The organism is Desulfosarcina sp., from assembly GCF_046496365.1.
Lineage (GTDB): Bacteria > Desulfobacterota > Desulfobacteria > Desulfobacterales > Desulfosarcinaceae > Desulfosarcina.
On record NZ_JAWOHB010000037.1, the window covers coordinates 1 to 16736 of the forward strand.

The following is a 16736-nucleotide window of genomic DNA, read 5'->3' on the forward strand; positions in this document are numbered from 1 at the left end:
GTTTTTTTTCTTTTCCTTGGGTGTCTGGGCGGGTTTTTTTTTGGTATCTTTTTTGGTGTCGCGTGATTTTGACATGCTAAGCCTCCGGTAAAACGATTGATTGACAGATACAGCATCCGGTCCGATCAACGGCTGGAAACCGATGGATGATACTACGATCCCATGCGGTCACGCAATCGAGATTTGCGTCCTGGCTGCGGATTGGCCTGCACTGGAAAATCGTTAAATTAAAAATAAACAGGCTTCCTGTGGTTGTATTCACCGATTCCACGCTTATTATTTCCACCGCACCCCACCTGGAAACGGAGGGGTGCGATATTTTTGCGGGAAAGGTATCGATGGCCAATCCGGAAAATCGTGTGCCTTGAACCGACTTTTCATGAAAGGAGAAAATGATGACAGATCGTTCCCATATCACCCTCTACAGCGGCGGCCACAAAGGCGCCGAATCCGAATTCGGGCGCCTGGCCGAAGCCTGGGGCATCCAGGAGGTCAACTTTTCCTTCCCGGGACACACCATCGAACGCTCCCGTGGACTGCGCGAACTGGGACCTGAAGAGCTGGACAAGGGGAATGTGAGCATGGAGATCGTGTCGGCACGCATGGGCCGGAAATTTGCCCAGGCCAACAAGATCCGCAAGGTGATTCAGACCATATTTCACATGGTCAACAATGGTTATCACGTGATTGCAGTCGGCTGGATTCAGCCGGACGGCACGGTCAAGGGCGGCACCGGCTGGGGAGTTGAACTGGCCAAGCTGTTCAACCGGCCGGTGCATGTCTATGATCAGGATCGCCAGGGCTGGTTTGTCTGGGAGGGAGCCGCCTGGGTGGAAAAGACCCCGGTTATCGAACAGAACACCTTCGTGGGCACGGGTACCCGCAATTTGACCGCGGAGGGTAAAAACGCAATCCGAGGGCTCTTCGAAAGCGCCTTCGGGCCGGCCTGACCCTCGGCGGCCATTCCAGCCGATAATGGCTGCGGTTTAGGCGTTATTGCCGTAACGGTTGATGTGGACTTTGTCGCGCTGAAGCGACGTTTGCGGATGGGGTTCGGGCTGATGGGCCGGATATCCGATGGCCATGATGGCCGACACGATCAACCCTGCGGGCAAACCCACAACCTCGGCTGCGTATTCGCCGGCGGTTCTGGAGCTGTCGTGGTCCCGTTTGCGCAGCTGGATCCAGCAACTGCCCAGCTCCAGATCGGTGGCAGCCAGATGCAAAAGGGTCGTTGCGATAGCGGCATCCTCCACCCAGACATCGGACTTTTCCGGGTCCACACACACCACCACGGCCAAGGGCGCCTTGGCCAGAAAAGAGGCGCCATGAGGCTTGGCCGTTGACAGACGGGTGAGGATCTGCGGATCGGTGACCACAACAAATTCCCAGGGGTTGAATCCCCGTGAAGCGGGTGACCGCAACGCCGCCTCCACGAGCAGATCGACCTTTCCCGGTTCCACGGGTCTATCCTCGAATTTTCGAATGCTTCGCCGCGATCTTAGCAGGTCGATAAACATATTCACACCTCCGCCATTCAATGGATCTGAAGCGCACCGCCAGGATCAAAGGCGCCAGACCCGGTTTTGAGTCCTCAAGCTTGGGATCGTTGGCAACCACCGTTCTTTTTCAGGCCCCGCAGCATTTCTTGTACTTCTTGCCGCTGCCGCAGGAACACGGGTCGTTCCTTCCTATTTTCGGACCCTGGCGAACGGCCTGCACCGCCTGCGGGGCCTGGCCGTCCTTGAAATACCAGCGTCCGTTTTCACGGACAAATTCTGCAATTTCGTGGTGATCGAATGCCTTGCCGTCCTTACGGTAGCGTGCCGCGAATGTTACCGTGCCCACCGCATCGTCCGGACCGCCATTTTCGATATTGCTGATTTCCATGCGCTGCCAGTCCAGTTTCCGTGACCAGGCAGCCGTACCCTTCCGATCGGCATCCTGACGATTGGAGGGATGGGTGGTTTCAAAAATGTAGTCAAACGCCTTTTTCGCATGGGCACTGTAGCGCGAACGCATCAGCGCTTCGGCGGTATCGGCGGTTCGGTCTCCGTTGATCAGCGGCTGGCAGCAATCAGCATAGGCTTTTTCGCTTCCGCAGGGGCAAAGTTCCATGGCGTGGCTCCTGGTGTTGGATTCATATGGATAAGTTGATCAAAAATGCATACCCGCCGGTCGGGTGCCCGTCGGGCATATCTATTGCCGCAAACGACTTGCGGATCGGGCCTTGACGCATCCCCGGTAAACCCGTCAGCTTTCAATGATTGTCTTGCCGTGGTTCTCCCGTGCGGCATCTTCGGGCTGGATGCGCCAGGTAAACAGGGGCGAAAGAAGGTACAGGATCATGTACCCCAGACAGATCTGTCCGAAAATAGGGCTGAACATGCTGACGGTCAGCAGGAGCAGGTTCGCGCGGCCGAACCAGGGATGGCGACTCATCGTCCGCCCCAGGTGGATATACCGGATGGGGTAAATGTTCATGATGATTCCGGCAAACACCATGGTCCCCGTGGCAAAAAAACCCCAGAAAACGATCCGGTCCGGCGACAGCGCCAGGGCGTGGTCGAAGATCACCAGCGGAGACATGACCAGCATGGCCGCCGCCGGAGAGGGCAATCCCTTGAAAAAACCGGGTATCGGTGTCTTGTCCAGGGTAAAGTAGACCAGGCGTCCCATGCCCATCAATGCATAGAACGCGGCGATCCAACCGATGTGCAGGTTCGCTAGGCGATCCTGGCCGAATTGGCTCAAGGTGATGTAGAATATCCAGGCGGGCACGATGCAGAAGCTGATGGCATCGGCCAGATCATCCATGATGCTGCCCATGTTGATCTTCTTTTTGGGCGGATCATCGGGAAGCGGTTCCGTCAGACCTAAACGGCGGGCCAGCGCACCATCCAGTTTGTCGAAAGTGGCCGCCCCGATCATCATGAGATAGGATTCGCGCATGCGGCCCTGGTAGGCAAAAAAAACGGCGATGAGCCCCATCAGCGCGTTCATCACCGTGAGGGCGTTGGGAAATACCGACAAAATTTTCCGGCGCAGCACCTGGTCTCCGAAACACAGTTCGTCAAGGCACGCCGTACCGTACTTGCGGCAATAACCGGCAATTGAGCCCAAGTTGATGATGAAAAATAAAATCTCAACAAAAAAAAGGACCTGCAGGGAGACATTTCCCAAGTAAGAGATGCGAAAATAGATCCATGAATCCGGGCCTTCAGGAATATAAAAGGCGTAGGCGTAAAGCAGTGCACTGACCGGCGCTGCAACGATGGTTCGCATGCGATTGTACTCGCTGCTCTCCGGCTCCACCCCCTGGCGGATGGCAAATCCGCGCATGAATGAGGCAAAGCTGTCCCGAACCAACACCGTCACACAAAGCACGAGGACCAGGATCGCATGCAGCAACTGCCCATGGGTGGGGTCAACCTGCCACACCAGCAGGCGCCACATCATGCCGGCGGCAATAACCGGGAAGATGATCGAATAGACCAGCTTGTCCATCAGCCGGTCGGCCAGCGGGGCAAGGATGGCATTGGGTCTGAACCGGGCCGAGAACCAGCCATCCACCAGATCAAAAATCATGGAGAGGATCAGCAGCGAAACACCGACGGTATAGACCACCGGGTTTCTGCCCCACATGACCGCAACGGCGCAAATCATGCCGCCAAATACCAAAAATGGGCGACTGTACACGAAAAGAGCGGCCAGTCTCGCCGGCAGCGGAAATTTGTCGGTCATGGGAGTGATGTCTGTTGGCCTTGTGGGTGTTAATTAATCGCGCAACCATCGACGCATGGGGCATCATAATGGGATTGGCCACCCGAGTCAAGGCGCGAGCAGGCGGGGGGCGATCTTGCCGACGGGGTTCAGGCTTCGGGTATGGCTTTGCCGTCGAGTCCGTCCAGACTGTTTTCGGGAAGACTTTCGATGGCGGGAATCGTAAGCGGCTGGTGAATTCTCAATTCCGCCAGGTCCACATCGGCATTGTAATGCCTGAGCAGCCAGAGCGGCAGGTCGAATTTTTCCCGGCACAGGGTCCAGTAGCTGTCCCCTGGCTGGACCCGGTAACGCTGAAGTTCACCGATCCGATAGGCCGCAAAAAAATCCTCCTGCAGCCGCTTATGGAACTCATAACGTCGGGCTTCGAAATCCGCCGCGGTCACTTCGCCCAGGGGAATGATGATCTGCTTGTGCAACTGCAGCGGCTGGCCGAAGGACAGGTTGTTGAGACGACGGATGCGAGAGGCACGCACACCGGCCCACTCGGCGTAATGGCCCAGGGTCTCTTCGACCTCGACGTGAATGAGCCCCGCCGGCTGCTGCCGGAACTGGAAAATTCTGGCGAAACTGATGTCAGCGGTAAGGACGTCCGGTTTCACTCCCGGATCAGAGTCAATCCCATCTTGAGCAGCGGCCGCCTCATCGGGTTCAAGCTCAGCCACTGCCAGCATATCGGCAGGAACCGGTCCCGGACGCCGGTACCGAACGACCGAATTTTCCAAAGGGATGCGCTCCGATAGGGTGGAATAAGCGTCTTTGCGGTCTGCAGCCACCGCAGAAACCATGGAGTCCGCCGGTTTGAGTGGTTGAGCGGATGCCACCGTGCGGACCGATTCCCCGGACTGGGGAATGCGCAGGGTCTGTCGGGCATATACGGTCGCCCGCCGGTCCAGGTTGTTTGCCAGAACCAGGTCGTCCAGGTGCACATGGTGCATCCGGGCAATCTTGCCGGCCGTCTCCCCCTGTTGCACGGTGTAGAACCGGCTGGCCTTTTGACCGGGCTTGAACAGTTCCGGGGCAGCGCCGACCAGCGCTGCGCCGCCTGATTCAACCGGGACGGGAAGGTTCAGCACATAGCCCTTGGGCACATACTTCTGGCCGCTGAATACCGGCGGCCGCAGCGCCGGATTCATGGCCCGGACCAATTCCGGAGGCACCTTGAAATGGTCGCAAAGATCTGCCAGGGCCGCAAAACCATCCAGGCTCACGGACCTCGATCGCACCGGCGCACTCAGGGTCAGAGGACCGAAATAACGGTGATAGTCGGATGCCACCCGACGGGCGGCTAGAAATTCGGAATAAAAGTTTCTCGAAGCGAATTTAAAGGACCGGCCCCTGTAGGATGCCACGATTGCGGGATAGTCGCCATGGGCGGCCTTGGCCCGCTGCATGCCTGCGGCACCGTGATTGTAGGCGGTAATGGCCAGGGGCCAGCTGCCCAGCCGGTTGTGGTTTTCCTTGAGCAACTTTGCCGCTGCATGGGTGGCGGCGATGGGGTCGCGCCGCTCATCCAGCACATAATCCACGGTCATGAATCGTATGCCCGTGGATCGGGTGAACTGCCACATTCCCGCAGCACCGGACTTGCTGTACGCCTGGTTGTTGAATGATGATTCCACATGCGGCAGATAGGCCAGATCCTCGGGAACGCCATGGGATTTTAAAATGGTCCGCATCCTGTCGATATAGGCGCCTGAACGGATCAGCCCCCCCTGGAAGCGGTCCCGTTGACCGATCTGACAACGGACTCGATGACGGGCACGGTTGAATGTGCCGGCATCCGCCCGGGATCCGAACAGCGCCGACACCCGGCGGCATTCGGCATCGTCTGTCAATGGATCGGCGGCCAGCCGCTCCAGGACAAGGGCGTATCGCTGGCTTGCCTGGGTCATCCGCTGCCGGTTAACCTTCCTGGCCCCCGCTTGGTCGGCGGGTTCGAGGTCGATCACCGCGTAGACCACATCCAGATCGACGCTGTCGTGAACGACGGCCTGGGTGGTTGCATAGTGAGCATAAATGTTAACCCAGAAGGATACATTTGCATCGATGACCGCGTATTCTGGAAACGTTGCTTCGGCGCTTTTACCGAATGACAGGGTGGGTCCAAACAGAACGGAAACAATGAGAAACCAAATTTTCATACGCGTAGGAGGCATGGCGACATTTCCTTATAACAGTGCGATCGCTTGACGTTCAACCCATTCAACAAGCAATTTCGATACCACAGAAGCTGTACGGGTATTGACCGGCCGCCATGGGCGCTGAATCCCAGCCTGGCTGCACGTGTCGCCGGTCCCTCGGGATCTTGTCATCCTGCCTTTGGTGACAGATTATTGACGCCATCCGGCAGCCATTGCCGAAAAAGCCCATGGTCTGGCTGCTTTATCGGCGTTGCGCAGAAAAGACTTGAAGGAATCCGTTCAATGACCATATTCTGGTTTCGTTCAAGCCTGAAGGATGCAAATGAACCTGCTGCGAAACCTGATCCGGCCTTACCTGTACACCCGGTATGGCTTTCATCGGATAACCGGCACCGGTGCTTTTCAAAAAGACCGGATTCGGTACGTGAATTTTTCGGTCCAGCCCCAATGGAATCCACTTAAACGGGCAATCTGGAAATACCATGTCAAGCAATTTCACGAATCATCGTGCTCCGTGGCCAGTGTGGTCTCGTGCATCAACGCCATCAGGGCCTTGGAAAACGACGCTGCCCATCCCGTCAGTCAAAGGGATATCCTCGATCGGGTAACAACCGGCAACTGGAAAGCACGCATGAGCGATGGCGGCTACCGAGGACGCCGCGGGCTGCCGCTGCCGCTGCTGGGCCAGGTGGTCAAGGACAGCATCACGGCCTACAAACTGAAGGTTCGTGCTGTTGACGTTGTCCAGACACCCAAAAATGCCGCCCCGAAATCGCCTGTCCGCCGAATACTGACCAGGCGTCTGCATGATTTTGATCGCCATGGCGACGGCCTGATCATCATCCACTTCGATCAGGGATCCCTGGTCCCCGCCCTGAATATCCCCCACATATCGCCGGTCGGCGCCTATGATGCCGCCACCCGACGGGTGACCCTGCTCGATGTGGATCCGGAACAGGAAAAACCCTATCAGGTGGACCTGGAAGTTTTCTACAAGGGGTTGTCGTGCGACTACCACCATGTATTCAAAGCGTTCGGGTACGGCAGCGGCGGGTATGTCCATGTTCAGATCCGTTAAGGGATCGGTAAGTCCCAGCTGCGGTTGCATCTTCGGGAATTGATGGTTAGCATACAAAAGGACTGGCAAAAAAAGGTAGCAGCTACCGTTCGACACCACCGTCAACAAGCGTGATACGAATCAGTGCATGTCCAGGAGACGCTTCATGGGCAGGCTCGCAATGACTTTCAACGCCCTGATAGGGATGCAGTACCTGCCCCGGATGGCGCGGGTCGCCGCGGCAACACAAGATTCCGCGGCAGGGCTTCACTATCGCCCGTTGAATGGGAACAGCCTGCGGGAGATGGCCCGCCGAAAATTGCACCATGGTTCGGATGCCTTTTTAAACCCGATGAGCGTCCCGCGCAGCGGGCGATTCTGGCAGGTGCTCTCCTGGAAGCTGTTTCACAGCAATGCCTATGGTGACTTCCTGGACGACCAGCCGCTTTCGCCCGTATCCATCGACTGGGAGCCGGTCAAGGCCCACCGGGGTGTATCGGTTACGTTCATCAAGCATTCGACCCTTTTGATCAAGGATGTTGATCGCGTTCTGCTTATCGACCCGGTGTTCGACGGCATCTTCTGGTTCATAAGGGATTATACGCCCCTGGCTTTCAACCTGGATGCCATGCCACAGCCGGACCACATATTGATCACCCACGGCCACTACGATCATCTTGACCGCCGCTCCCTGGCGGCCCTTGACCCCGACACCCACGTGATCAGCCCGTTGGGCTACGACAGCGAATTCAAGGCGGTGGGGATGTCCCGTCGCACACAGTTGGACTGGTACCAGCGCTACAGTGAAGGCCCCCGGGAGATCATTTTTGTGCCGGCCAACCACTGGACCATGCGCAACCCCATCGTGGGGCCCAACCGATCCCTGTGGGGCGGCTACCTGATCAAAACCGCCGGCGGACCAGTGATCTATGTTTCGGGGGACAGCGCCTACTTCGACGGCTTCGAACAACTGGCTGACGACTATGACATTGACCTGGCCATCTTCAACACGGGGGCCTATGCGCCGCGCTGGTTCATGGCATCCAGCCACATGGACCCGGTAGAAACGGTCCGGGCATTTCAGGAGATCAGGGCCAGGCAGCTGATGATTGCCCACTGGGGGACCTTTCGACTGGGGGACGAGCCGGTTCACTTCCCCCCCCGGGATTTGGCAAAGGCCCTGGAACAAAAGGGCCTCTTGTCCCGGTGGGTCGATCTGGACCACGGACAGACCCACTTTTTCTGACAGGGCAACGCCCAAGGGAGATGGATCATGAAAAAAATTGCGCTGGCGTTGACCGTACTATTTTTCGCCTGCCCGATGGACCTGCAGGCTTTCCGCGACCACCCACCGGCGGTAAAGCCACTCGGCAGCGGCCCGGCTACCTATCCCTTGTCTCCACAGATGCGCGCCCGGCTTAAGATGCCGGTCCAGCTGCCGGTGGATTCGGTCCGGCCGGGAAAACCCGGCCAGCCGATTTATCGGGGCAGCCCGCCCGGCAGGCGCGGCCACGGCCGCCCCGCCTACTGGTGGCCCGCCGGCACCACCCAGGTTCAGGAGCCGCAGCCGATCATCATTGTCAACACCCCGCCGCCGGCGTCGCCGACATCGCCCCCCGAACCGCAAAGAACCTGGGTGCCGCCGGTCATGGACACACGCACAGAACCCGGTTATTGGGATTACGGAATCCGCAAGGTGTGGATGGGTGATCACTGGCGCTACGAACAGGACCAGGATGAAAAAACATGGGTGCCCGCGTCCACGGTCGAATACGTTAAACAGGCAGGTTATTGGAAAATCTTTGAATAGGCAGGTGGGGTTCTTTCAGCCGGCACGCCATCCGGTTCACGAATGTGAAGGTGAGCGCCATCGGCAAAGGCGGTTCTGGTGCCCATGAGACATCGCCGAGGGGCGCCACCGCCATGGCAGCGAAAGCCGGTTTTGCGGCAAGGGTCATCCCATCCCCCCTGCCGGCATCGCATCGACGGCAGTACGATGCTCAGTTAGCTCTTCCCGATGCAGGCCTCGTCGGTGCAACCCTCCTTGCCGCCAAAGGACATGGCCGTGCTCGCTGATCGCTTGTTTTTCTCTTTGGTTTCTGATTCTTGCTCAGATGGCGGCGATGCGGTCTTGACAATTTTTCCAATGCAGGCATCATCCTCGCAGACGGTTTCCGATGATACGGCGATGGATGAACGGGTCCCGGCCTTTTTTTTCTCGCCATTAACGGATTCTTTTTTCATTGCAGCCCCCTTTGGGTGAGTCGATCCACAGCGCATCCGCGGTCAGTGCGTGTTGCTGGTAAGTGAATGTAAACACATAATTCGCCCAGGTAATTGATTCAGGTCAATCAAACCGGACCGATGCTGTGGGATGCTTGATGAAAAATAAACGCCCAGGGTGAGGTCGGCAGCCTGAAAAAGGATAAAATCGACCCAACCAGGATGCACCCCACCCGTCAACAAGGACTCGGACCGTCACCGGTTTCATGGAGTAGCCAATGCAAACACATCAAGGGGCGGACACGTACCCAACCGTTGAACCGGATGTCGTCACCGGCGGGCATGAGGATCGATTCTTGAAAATCGTCAATCACCTCTCCCGCCAGAACGTAAACATGTGCTGGCACTGTTTGGCCTGCGGCGGGGGATGCCCGTTTTCCAGTCATATGGATCTGTTGCCCAATCAAGTCATCCGCCTGGTCCAGCTGGGCAGCGGGGAGGAGGCTCTCAGGTGCAGGACCATCTGGCTCTGCGTAGGCTGCCACACCTGCTCCAGCCAGTGTCCCAACAGCATCGACGTGGCGGCGGTCATGGACGCCCTCCGCCAGCTGGCCATCCGTAACGGCATAGCCGCCCCGGAAATGGACATCTTCCGGTTTCACAAATACGTGTATGGATCCATCGCACGCCACGGGCGACTGAACAAACTGGAAGCGATGGTTCAGTTCAAGGTCCTTTCGGGCCGAATTTTCTCCGATCTGCAATCGGGCCTGAAGATGATCACCCGCGGAAAGCTCGAACTCCTCTCCCAAACCGTGGCGGATCGTGATGAAGTCGATCGGATATTCGCCCACTACGACCGACGCAGGAGAAGCTTCGATACCCATGAATAGCATCGATCTGGCCTACTACCCGGGATGCACGCTCAGCTCCACCGCCCGAGAGATCGACGCGGCGCTGCACCAGGTCTGCAATCAGCTGGACATCAACCTTGCGGCCCTGCCGGACTGGAACTGCTGCGGGTCGTCGTCCATTCACGCGGTCAGGCCCCAACTGGCGGTGTCCCTTGCCGCCCGCAACCTGTTTCAGGCCCAGGCCATGGGCCGGGACCTGATGGTCATGTGCGCCGGTTGCGCCAATCGCCTGCGGGTGGCTTCCAATCAGCTTCGCAGTGATGATACGAGCCGCCGGGTGAACCGCGAAATCCTGGGCGACACACTTGAAAAGGATCTTCAGGTTCATCACCTGCTGGACCTTCTGCCGCACCGATTGATGACAGCGCCTTACCGCGATGCCCTGCGGCGTCCCCTGACGGGGTTGCGCTTTGTGCCCTATTACGGCTGTCTGCTGGCCGCGCCACCCGAGCTGAGACACTATCCCAAACTGCATGGCAGCATGGAGTCTGTCATGGGATGGCTGGGTGCCGATGCACTTGCCTGGGGATATCAGGCAAAATGCTGCGGGGCATTTTTGTCAGTGGCCAGACCGGACATTGTGGCGCCCATGGTCGCAGATATTATGAACAAGGCCATTTCCGCAGGCGCCGAATGCGTGGTCACGGCGTGCGCCATGTGCCAACTCAACCTGGAAATAAGAAGCCCCTCAGACAAGCGCCTGCCGGTATTTTCAGTCGTGGAGCTGCTGGCCTACGGCATGGGCTCAATGGATCTGCCCCTCTGGTTCAAGAAACACCTCATCGACCCCCTGCCCTTGTTTAAAAGCAAGCGCTTTGCCATCTGACGCGTTCGGACAAGCGCCATTGTCTGCCAAGAACGACCCTGTCTATCTACCCAGGCGACCACTTTTGGGTGCGTGACCACGGCTAGGCGTCCTCCTTGAGGCTCATGTAATAGCCACGTTCAAAATACTGGGATGTCTTGCTGTCCTTGACGGCTTCGTTTTCGTGAATGTACCGCGGGCCGCTGCCCCATGCGCCGCAGGCCAGCACGGCACTGTCGCCCAAACTGAACTTCCGGCCGCAGGCAGGGCACCCCAGGGCGTTGGTTGCATTGAGCGATTCAAGATCCATGAGGATTTTGGGTTTGCACGCATGCATGTCATTCATTGTTTTTTCCTTTCGCTTCAACCGGTTTGACCTGAAAAAAAATACGCATGATCTTCAAAAATGCAAACCGGCGGAATGCGCCCCCATCGGACCCGGCTACAAAAAGGGATTGCTTATTGTGTGGAGATTTGCTTTTGTCGGTCGTCGCTTTTCATGCTGGCCGATGTTTGGATGGCCATGGCACCAATTAAGGAAACAACATGGTCAAGGCCCTGGGTGCGTTTGGTGCATTGTTTGCCGCCGCCTTTGTCTTTTTAACCGGCAACGGTCTGCTCAACACCCTGCTGAGCACACGCATGGCCGTGGAAGGGTTCTCTACGGCCACTACCGGCATGGTCCTGTCGTGTTATTTCACGGGCCTGCTGGCCGGGTCATTCACCTGCCATCGGCTGATCCAGCGCGTGGGCCACATCCGGGCCTTTACCGTTTTTGCCGCCACGACCACAGCCGTCGCCCTGCTCCACGGACTGCACCTGTCCCCATGGTTTTGGGGAACGCTGCGGTTTTTAAGCGGCATCACGACCTTCGGCATGTTTATGGTCATCGAAAGCTGGCTCAACGAATGCACCGAATCGCGTTTCCGGGGACGGGTGTTTTCCATTTATATGACCCTGACCTACCTGGGCATCGGGATCGGCCAGCAGCTGCTCAACATCGGCAATGTTCAGGAGCAGGGCCTGTTCATCATTGCCGCGATCCTCTTCGCACTCTGCCTCATCCCGGTTTCGACCACCGAGGGCGTCCACCCGCGCCTGCCTGAAACCAAACCATACCACTTCATCGCCATTTTCCGCAAAGCCCCGTTGGGAATGCTTGGAAGCATGGCCGCGGGCCTGACCAACAGTGCCTTTTATGCCATGACGCCGGTGCTCTGCACCGACATCGGCCTGACGCTGCACCAGCTGTCCTGGATCATGTCCATCACGGTGTTCTCCGGCCTGACCGCCCAGTGGTTGATAGGCAACCTGTCGGACCGCTTTGACCGCATCGCAGTCCTCATCGGTGTTGCAACCGCCCTTGCCGCAGTCAGCGGATTCATGTTCATCAACGCAGAGACATCCTTTGGGGGCATGGCCGCCCAGATGGGATTGTTCGGCGCCCTGGCTTTTGCCATCTACCCGGTCTCAGTGGCCAGGGCCCATGATATCTTCGGCGGACAGGACGCGGTGGCTGTCAGCGCCGGTCTGCTGTTCGCCTACAGCATCGGCGCCAGCGTCAGTCCCGTGCTGGCATCCGGGTTGATGACCCTGCTGAGAACGCCCTTTGGTCTTTTCGTTTTCTGGTGTCTGATCAATTGCACCTTTGCCGCAGTCACTTTTTGTCTGAGGAAGCACGAGAAGGTGGAGATCGTGCCCGTGGCGGATCAGGTGGCCTTCGTGCCCATGAAGAGCACCTCTCCGGTGGTCATGGCCCTGGATCCGCGCGGCAAGATCAACGCGCAGTGATCAATTGGGCGCATCCACGCTGAAACATCAGTGCAACCCCCCGGGTCTGCGGTTCATCAGCGCCGGTTCACTGCCGGGATCGGGCAGACTGACGGCAATAACCCCGTCCGGCTCGAAGCGGATGGTCGTGAGACTGCGGCGCGAGTACCACATCCCCACCGGTTTGCCCTCGGGATCAACCATTATTGATGCAAGTCAGCGGCGGGTTGGCCGTGTTTGCGGTCCCCCTCCCGGACGCCTGCGGCGCGGCGGGGAATGGCCCTGAGGCCGCTTCAGGCCGCCGCCAGTCGCCGGCTGCGCCCGCGCTGAAGGAACCAAACGCAGGCCAGCAGCAAAACCGCCGGGATGAACATCAGATGCTTGGGCGGTATCTTGGCCGGCACGTAGATGTGCAGAATCTCCTGGTCGAAGTCCATGCCGGCCTTTTCCGCCGGACTCCCAAAGACCACATTGTCCACGAACAGTCGGCCTTCTTCCACATAGGTCTCGATGCCGATGGCCATCAGGCGTTCGGCAGCCGTGGGCTGATCGCCCACCTGCAACATCAGGCTTTTGGTGAACGGCCGGCCGCGGAAGTCTTCGCCGGCCACCTCGAGCATCAGATGGGCCCCCGCGTCGGTCCGTTCGACGATCTGTTCGATTCGGGTGGCCTTGACCTCCTGGAGCGGCGGGTAGATCATGTCCCACCAGAATCCGGGGCGCAGCAGGGTGAAAGCCACCAGCAGGAGGGCAACGGTTTCCCACATCCGGTTTTTGGTCAGAAAATATCGCTGGGTGCCGGCGGCGAAGATCAGCATGGCCACCACCGCCCCGGCGACCACCACCAGAAAATGATACCAGGCCCCGATGCCGATCATCAGCAGTTCGTTGTTGTAAATGAAGATAAACGGCAGGATTGCGGTGCGGATGTCGTATCCGAAGCCCTGGATGCCGGTGCGGATCGGATCACCGCCGGAGATTCCCGCTGCGGCAAAGGCCGCCAGACCCACCGGCGGGGTGTCGTCGGCCAGGATGCCGAAGAAAAATACGAACAGGTGGGCCGCAATCAGGGGCACGAGCAGGCCGGACCTGGCCCCCAGGTCGACGATCACCGGCGCCATGAGGGTCGAGACCACGATGTAATTGGCCGTGGTGGGCAGCCCCATGCCGAGCAGCAGACTGATGACCGCGGTGAAGATCAGGATGAGCAGCAGGTTGCCGCCGGAGATGAACTCCACGAATTCGGTCATAACCAATCCGATGCCGGTCAGGGTCACCGTGCCCACCACGATGCCGGCCGCCGCGGTGGCCACGCCGATGCCGATCATGTTGCGGCCGCCGCCGACCATGGCGGCCACCAGATCCTCCAGCCCGCGCCGAAAGGAAAACTCCGGTTCCTTGATCTTGCGGAAGTACCCCTTGAGCGGCCGCTGGGTGACGACGATCACCATCAGCAGCATCGTGGCCCAGTAGGCGGAAAGAGACGGCGAAAGCCGCTCGACCACCAGGCACCAGATCAACACCACCAGCGGCAGCAGAAAGTAGTAGCCGGTCAATAGGGTCGGCAGGAGAAACGGGAGTTTGTCGATTTCGAGGCTGGTTTCCAGCTCGGGCACCCTGCAGGCCAGGCGCAGCAGGAAGAGGTAGGCCACCAGGAGGATCGCGCCGACGATATAGATGGCTGCATCGCCGGCGGCGGTCTTGATCCATCCGATCCCGTAATAGGTCACGACGGTCAGCACGGCCATGAGCACAAAACCGCCTGCAAAGGCTGTCATTTTCTGGAGCAGCGTGGCCCCGGTGCTTGGTTTTTTCAGGCCCTTGAGTCCCATCTTGCATGCTTCCAGGTGCACGATGTAAAAAAGGGCCATGTATGAGATGACGGCCGGCAAAAAGGCGTGCTTGATCACCTCGATGTAGGAGATGCCCACGTATTCGACCATCAAAAAGGCCGCAGCTCCCATCACCGGCGGCATGAGCTGGCCGTTGGTGGAACAGGCCACCTCCACCGCCCCGGCCTTTTCCGGTGAAAACCCGACCTTTTTCATCAGCGGGATGGTGAAGGTGCCGGTGGTCACCACGTTGGCGATGGACGAGCCGGACACCAGGCCGGTCAATCCCGAAGCGACCACCGCGGCCTTGGCCGGCCCACCGCGCATGTGGCCCAATCCGGCGAAGGCCGCCCGGATGAAATAGTTGCCCGCCCCGGCCGATTCGAGCAGAGCGCCGAAGAGTACGAACATGAAGACCATTTCGGTGGAGACCCCTACGGCCACCCCGAAGACCCCCTCGGTGGAGAGCCAGTAGTGGCTCATCCCCTTGGAGAGGCTGGCCCCCTTGTGGGCGATGACGTCCGGCATGTAGGCACCGAAAAAGGTGTAGATCATGAAGACGGCCGCAACGACCATCAGCGGAGGCCCCAGGGCGCGCCGGGTCGCTTCCAGCAGCAGGATCAGCCCGATGACCCCGACCACCAGGTCAAGCTGGGTCGGGTTGCCCGGCCGCCCGGAAAGCTCGGCATAAAAGAGGAACAGATAGGCCGCACAAAAAGCCGCCACCAGGCCCAGCACCCAATCCTGGGTCGGGATATAGTCCCGGGGCGAGGATTTTTTAAAGGTGGGATAGGCCGTATAGGCCAGAAATATCGCAAACGCCAGGTGGATAGACCGGGCCTCGGTGGAGTTGAAGATCCCGAAGTTGAAAAGAAACGGCAGGGGTGAGGCGTACCAGAGCTGAAACAGGGTCCAGGCCAGCGGCACGTAAAACAAGACATGCTTGGGGATTTTTCCGGTGGGGTTGCGGGCGCCGGTTTCCGTCTGGGCAATGATCTCCCGGGCCACATCCACTGAAGGCGTGCGATCTTTCGGTTCGGTCATGGTGATCTTCCTTTGCGATCAACAGGCACAATCAGAACCACGGAAAGCGGTGGGGGGCAAGACGCTGGTCCCGTGGCGGTAAGGAAAGAAAAGGTTCAAGGCGCTGTGGCAACAGCCGGAAGCGAACCGGAAAGCGGCGGACCGCTGTGGAGCGGTCCCCCCTCTCGGAAGGAAATGGCTTACATCAAGCCCGCTTCCTTGAAGTATTTCACGGCCCCGTCATGCAGTGGGGCGGAGAGACCGTCTTTGATCATCTCCTCTGTCTTGAGGATGCCAAAGGCCGGGTGGAGCTTCTTGAATTCGTCGAAGTTATCGAAGATCGCCTTGACCACGTTGTAGATGATCTCTTCGGGAACCTTGGCCGAGGAGACAAAGGTGGCGCCCACACCGAAGGTTTTCGTGTCGGTGTCCGTTCCGCGGTACATGCCGCCGGGAAGGGTCGCATAGCGATAGTACGCGTTGTCCTTGACCAGCTTGTCAACCGCAGGCCCGGATACGTCCACCAGCACCGCGTCGCAGGAGGAGACGGCCTCCTGGATGTTGCCGGCAGGATGCCCCACGGTGTAAACGAAGGCATCGATTTTGTTGTCGCACAGGGCCTTGGAGTGTTCGTCCGGCTTCAGTTCGGAGGCCAGTTTGAAATCGTCCTTGGTCCAGCCGAGAGCCTTCATCAGCTCTTCCATGGTGCCGCGCTGGCCGGATCCGGGGTTGCCGATGTTGACCCGCTTGCCTTTGAGATCGGTGAAGGTCTTGATGCCCGAGTCGGCCCGGGCCACGACGGTGAACGGTTCCGGATGCACCGAGAAGACGGCCCGCAGGTCCTTGTCAGGGCCGGCATCGGCAAATTGACTGGTGCCTTTATACGCATGGTACTGCCAATCGGACTGGGCCACACCCATGTCGAGTTCGCCGGCCCGGATGGCGTTGAGGTTGTAAACCGAACCACCGGTGCTCTCCACCGAGCAGCGGATGCCGTGCTCCTTGCGTGACTTGTTCACCAACCGGCAGATGGCGCCGCCGGTGGGATAGTACACACCGGTGACGCCACCGGTGCCGATGGTAACAAACGTGTTTTCCGCCTGCACCGGTGCAGGACCGAAGCCCACCAGAAGTGACAGGCCAAAAAACAGGGCAGTGACAACGAGCAATGATCTTTTCATCGGA

The 16736-nt window shown here is 58.7% G+C and carries 16 protein-coding genes; 7 read left to right on the forward strand and 9 right to left on the reverse strand.

Annotated features, from left to right (window positions below; genetic code table 11):
• Positions 1-395 precede the first annotated feature (395 nt).
• Positions 396-950: a hypothetical protein gene (locus R6V78_RS02055; RefSeq protein WP_410287657.1), complete on the forward strand. Its 555-nt coding sequence runs from the start codon at positions 396-398 to the stop codon at positions 948-950.
• A gap of 36 nt (positions 951-986) precedes the next feature.
• On the opposite strand, the gene R6V78_RS02060 is transcribed toward R6V78_RS02055, so the two are convergent.
• The 4 genes from R6V78_RS02060 to R6V78_RS02075 all read right to left on the reverse strand — a co-directional run bounded on the left by R6V78_RS02060 (position 987) and on the right by R6V78_RS02075 (position 5942).
• Complete coding sequence (locus R6V78_RS02060; protein WP_410287658.1) at positions 987-1520, reverse strand: nitroreductase family protein; 534 nt, start codon at positions 1518-1520, stop codon at positions 987-989.
• 109 nt (positions 1521-1629) lie between these two features.
• The gene (locus R6V78_RS02065; protein ID WP_410287659.1) at positions 1630-2118 is read right to left on the reverse strand and encodes a YchJ family protein; all 489 of its coding nucleotides are present in this window, start codon (positions 2116-2118) and stop codon (positions 1630-1632) included.
• A gap of 135 nt (positions 2119-2253) precedes the next feature.
• Positions 2254-3744, reverse strand: a complete 1491-nt coding sequence (locus R6V78_RS02070) for a CDP-alcohol phosphatidyltransferase family protein (protein ID WP_410287660.1) — start codon at positions 3742-3744, stop codon at positions 2254-2256.
• A gap of 128 nt (positions 3745-3872) precedes the next feature.
• Positions 3873-5942 carry a transglycosylase SLT domain-containing protein gene (locus tag R6V78_RS02075; RefSeq protein WP_410287661.1) on the reverse strand — a complete coding sequence of 690 codons (2070 nt, stop codon included), beginning with the start codon at positions 5940-5942 and terminating at the stop codon, positions 3873-3875.
• A 307-nt stretch (positions 5943-6249) separates the two neighbouring features.
• Between R6V78_RS02075 and R6V78_RS02080 the strand changes: the two genes are divergently transcribed.
• The 3 genes from R6V78_RS02080 to R6V78_RS02090 all read left to right on the forward strand — a co-directional run bounded on the left by R6V78_RS02080 (position 6250) and on the right by R6V78_RS02090 (position 8794).
• On the forward strand, positions 6250-7005 hold the full coding sequence (locus R6V78_RS02080; RefSeq protein WP_410287662.1) for a phytochelatin synthase family protein: 756 nt from the start codon (positions 6250-6252) through the stop codon (positions 7003-7005).
• 145 nt (positions 7006-7150) lie between these two features.
• The gene (locus R6V78_RS02085) at positions 7151-8230 is read left to right on the forward strand and encodes an MBL fold metallo-hydrolase (protein WP_410287663.1); all 1080 of its coding nucleotides are present in this window, start codon (positions 7151-7153) and stop codon (positions 8228-8230) included.
• A 27-nt stretch (positions 8231-8257) separates the two neighbouring features.
• Positions 8258-8794: a hypothetical protein gene (locus R6V78_RS02090; protein ID WP_410287664.1), complete on the forward strand. Its 537-nt coding sequence runs from the start codon at positions 8258-8260 to the stop codon at positions 8792-8794.
• 194 nt (positions 8795-8988) lie between these two features.
• On the opposite strand, the gene R6V78_RS02095 is transcribed toward R6V78_RS02090, so the two are convergent.
• Entirely contained in the window at positions 8989-9228 is a 240-nt protein-coding gene (locus R6V78_RS02095) for a hypothetical protein (protein ID WP_410287665.1), read from the reverse strand.
• Between the two features lie 257 nt (positions 9229-9485).
• On the opposite strand from R6V78_RS02095, the gene R6V78_RS02100 reads away from it, so the two are divergent.
• Together R6V78_RS02100 and R6V78_RS02105 are read left to right on the forward strand one after the other, a co-directional pair.
• Entirely contained in the window at positions 9486-10100 is a 615-nt protein-coding gene (locus tag R6V78_RS02100) for a 4Fe-4S dicluster domain-containing protein (protein WP_410287666.1), read from the forward strand.
• A complete protein-coding gene (locus tag R6V78_RS02105; RefSeq protein ID WP_410287667.1) occupies positions 10093-10947 on the forward strand; it encodes a CoB--CoM heterodisulfide reductase iron-sulfur subunit B family protein in 855 nt (284 codons plus the stop codon). The genes R6V78_RS02100 and R6V78_RS02105 overlap by 8 nt, the downstream gene beginning before the upstream one ends.
• An 82-nt stretch (positions 10948-11029) precedes the next feature.
• On the opposite strand, the gene R6V78_RS02110 is transcribed toward R6V78_RS02105, so the two are convergent.
• Positions 11030-11272: a hypothetical protein gene (locus R6V78_RS02110; protein ID WP_410287668.1), complete on the reverse strand. Its 243-nt coding sequence runs from the start codon at positions 11270-11272 to the stop codon at positions 11030-11032.
• 200 nt (positions 11273-11472) lie between these two features.
• Here R6V78_RS02110 and R6V78_RS02115 point away from each other — a divergent pair, with 200 nt between their 5' ends.
• Positions 11473-12717 carry an MFS transporter gene (locus tag R6V78_RS02115; protein ID WP_410287669.1) on the forward strand — a complete coding sequence of 415 codons (1245 nt, stop codon included), beginning with the start codon at positions 11473-11475 and terminating at the stop codon, positions 12715-12717.
• Positions 12718-12744: 27 nt separating this feature from the next.
• Here the strand turns inward: R6V78_RS02115 and R6V78_RS02120 are convergent, their stop codons facing one another.
• From R6V78_RS02120 to R6V78_RS02130, 3 genes are all read right to left on the reverse strand, one after another.
• Positions 12745-12900: a hypothetical protein gene (locus R6V78_RS02120; RefSeq protein WP_410287670.1), complete on the reverse strand. Its 156-nt coding sequence runs from the start codon at positions 12898-12900 to the stop codon at positions 12745-12747.
• 89 nt (positions 12901-12989) lie between these two features.
• Positions 12990-15572, reverse strand: coding sequence for a TRAP transporter permease (locus R6V78_RS02125; RefSeq protein ID WP_410287671.1), 2583 nt, complete (start codon positions 15570-15572; stop codon positions 12990-12992).
• 179 nt (positions 15573-15751) lie between these two features.
• Complete coding sequence (locus tag R6V78_RS02130) at positions 15752-16732, reverse strand: TAXI family TRAP transporter solute-binding subunit (protein ID WP_410287672.1); 981 nt, start codon at positions 16730-16732, stop codon at positions 15752-15754.
• Positions 16733-16736: the final 4 nt, after the last annotated feature.

Excerpts from the sequence above, each read along its gene's own strand:
- R6V78_RS02055 (WP_410287657.1), top strand. The coding sequence starts at position 396 with ATGACAGATCGTTCCCATATCACCCTCTACAGCGGCGGCCACAAAGGC.
- R6V78_RS02060 (WP_410287658.1), bottom strand. The coding sequence starts at position 1,520 with ATGTTTATCGACCTGCTAAGATCGCGGCGAAGCATTCGAAAATTCGAG.
- R6V78_RS02065 (WP_410287659.1), bottom strand. The coding sequence starts at position 2,118 with ATGGAACTTTGCCCCTGCGGAAGCGAAAAAGCCTATGCTGATTGCTGC.
- R6V78_RS02070 (WP_410287660.1), bottom strand. The coding sequence starts at position 3,744 with ATGACCGACAAATTTCCGCTGCCGGCGAGACTGGCCGCTCTTTTCGTG.
- R6V78_RS02075 (WP_410287661.1), bottom strand. The coding sequence starts at position 5,942 with ATGCCTCCTACGCGTATGAAAATTTGGTTTCTCATTGTTTCCGTTCTG.
- R6V78_RS02080 (WP_410287662.1), top strand. The coding sequence starts at position 6,250 with ATGAACCTGCTGCGAAACCTGATCCGGCCTTACCTGTACACCCGGTAT.
- R6V78_RS02085 (WP_410287663.1), top strand. The coding sequence starts at position 7,151 with ATGGGCAGGCTCGCAATGACTTTCAACGCCCTGATAGGGATGCAGTAC.
- R6V78_RS02090 (WP_410287664.1), top strand. The coding sequence starts at position 8,258 with ATGAAAAAAATTGCGCTGGCGTTGACCGTACTATTTTTCGCCTGCCCG.
- R6V78_RS02095 (WP_410287665.1), bottom strand. The coding sequence starts at position 9,228 with ATGAAAAAAGAATCCGTTAATGGCGAGAAAAAAAAGGCCGGGACCCGT.
- R6V78_RS02100 (WP_410287666.1), top strand. The coding sequence starts at position 9,486 with ATGCAAACACATCAAGGGGCGGACACGTACCCAACCGTTGAACCGGAT.
- R6V78_RS02105 (WP_410287667.1), top strand. The coding sequence starts at position 10,093 with ATGAATAGCATCGATCTGGCCTACTACCCGGGATGCACGCTCAGCTCC.
- R6V78_RS02110 (WP_410287668.1), bottom strand. The coding sequence starts at position 11,272 with ATGAATGACATGCATGCGTGCAAACCCAAAATCCTCATGGATCTTGAA.
- R6V78_RS02115 (WP_410287669.1), top strand. The coding sequence starts at position 11,473 with ATGGTCAAGGCCCTGGGTGCGTTTGGTGCATTGTTTGCCGCCGCCTTT.
- R6V78_RS02120 (WP_410287670.1), bottom strand. The coding sequence starts at position 12,900 with ATGGTTGATCCCGAGGGCAAACCGGTGGGGATGTGGTACTCGCGCCGC.
- R6V78_RS02125 (WP_410287671.1), bottom strand. The coding sequence starts at position 15,572 with ATGACCGAACCGAAAGATCGCACGCCTTCAGTGGATGTGGCCCGGGAG.
- R6V78_RS02130 (WP_410287672.1), bottom strand. The coding sequence starts at position 16,732 with ATGAAAAGATCATTGCTCGTTGTCACTGCCCTGTTTTTTGGCCTGTCA.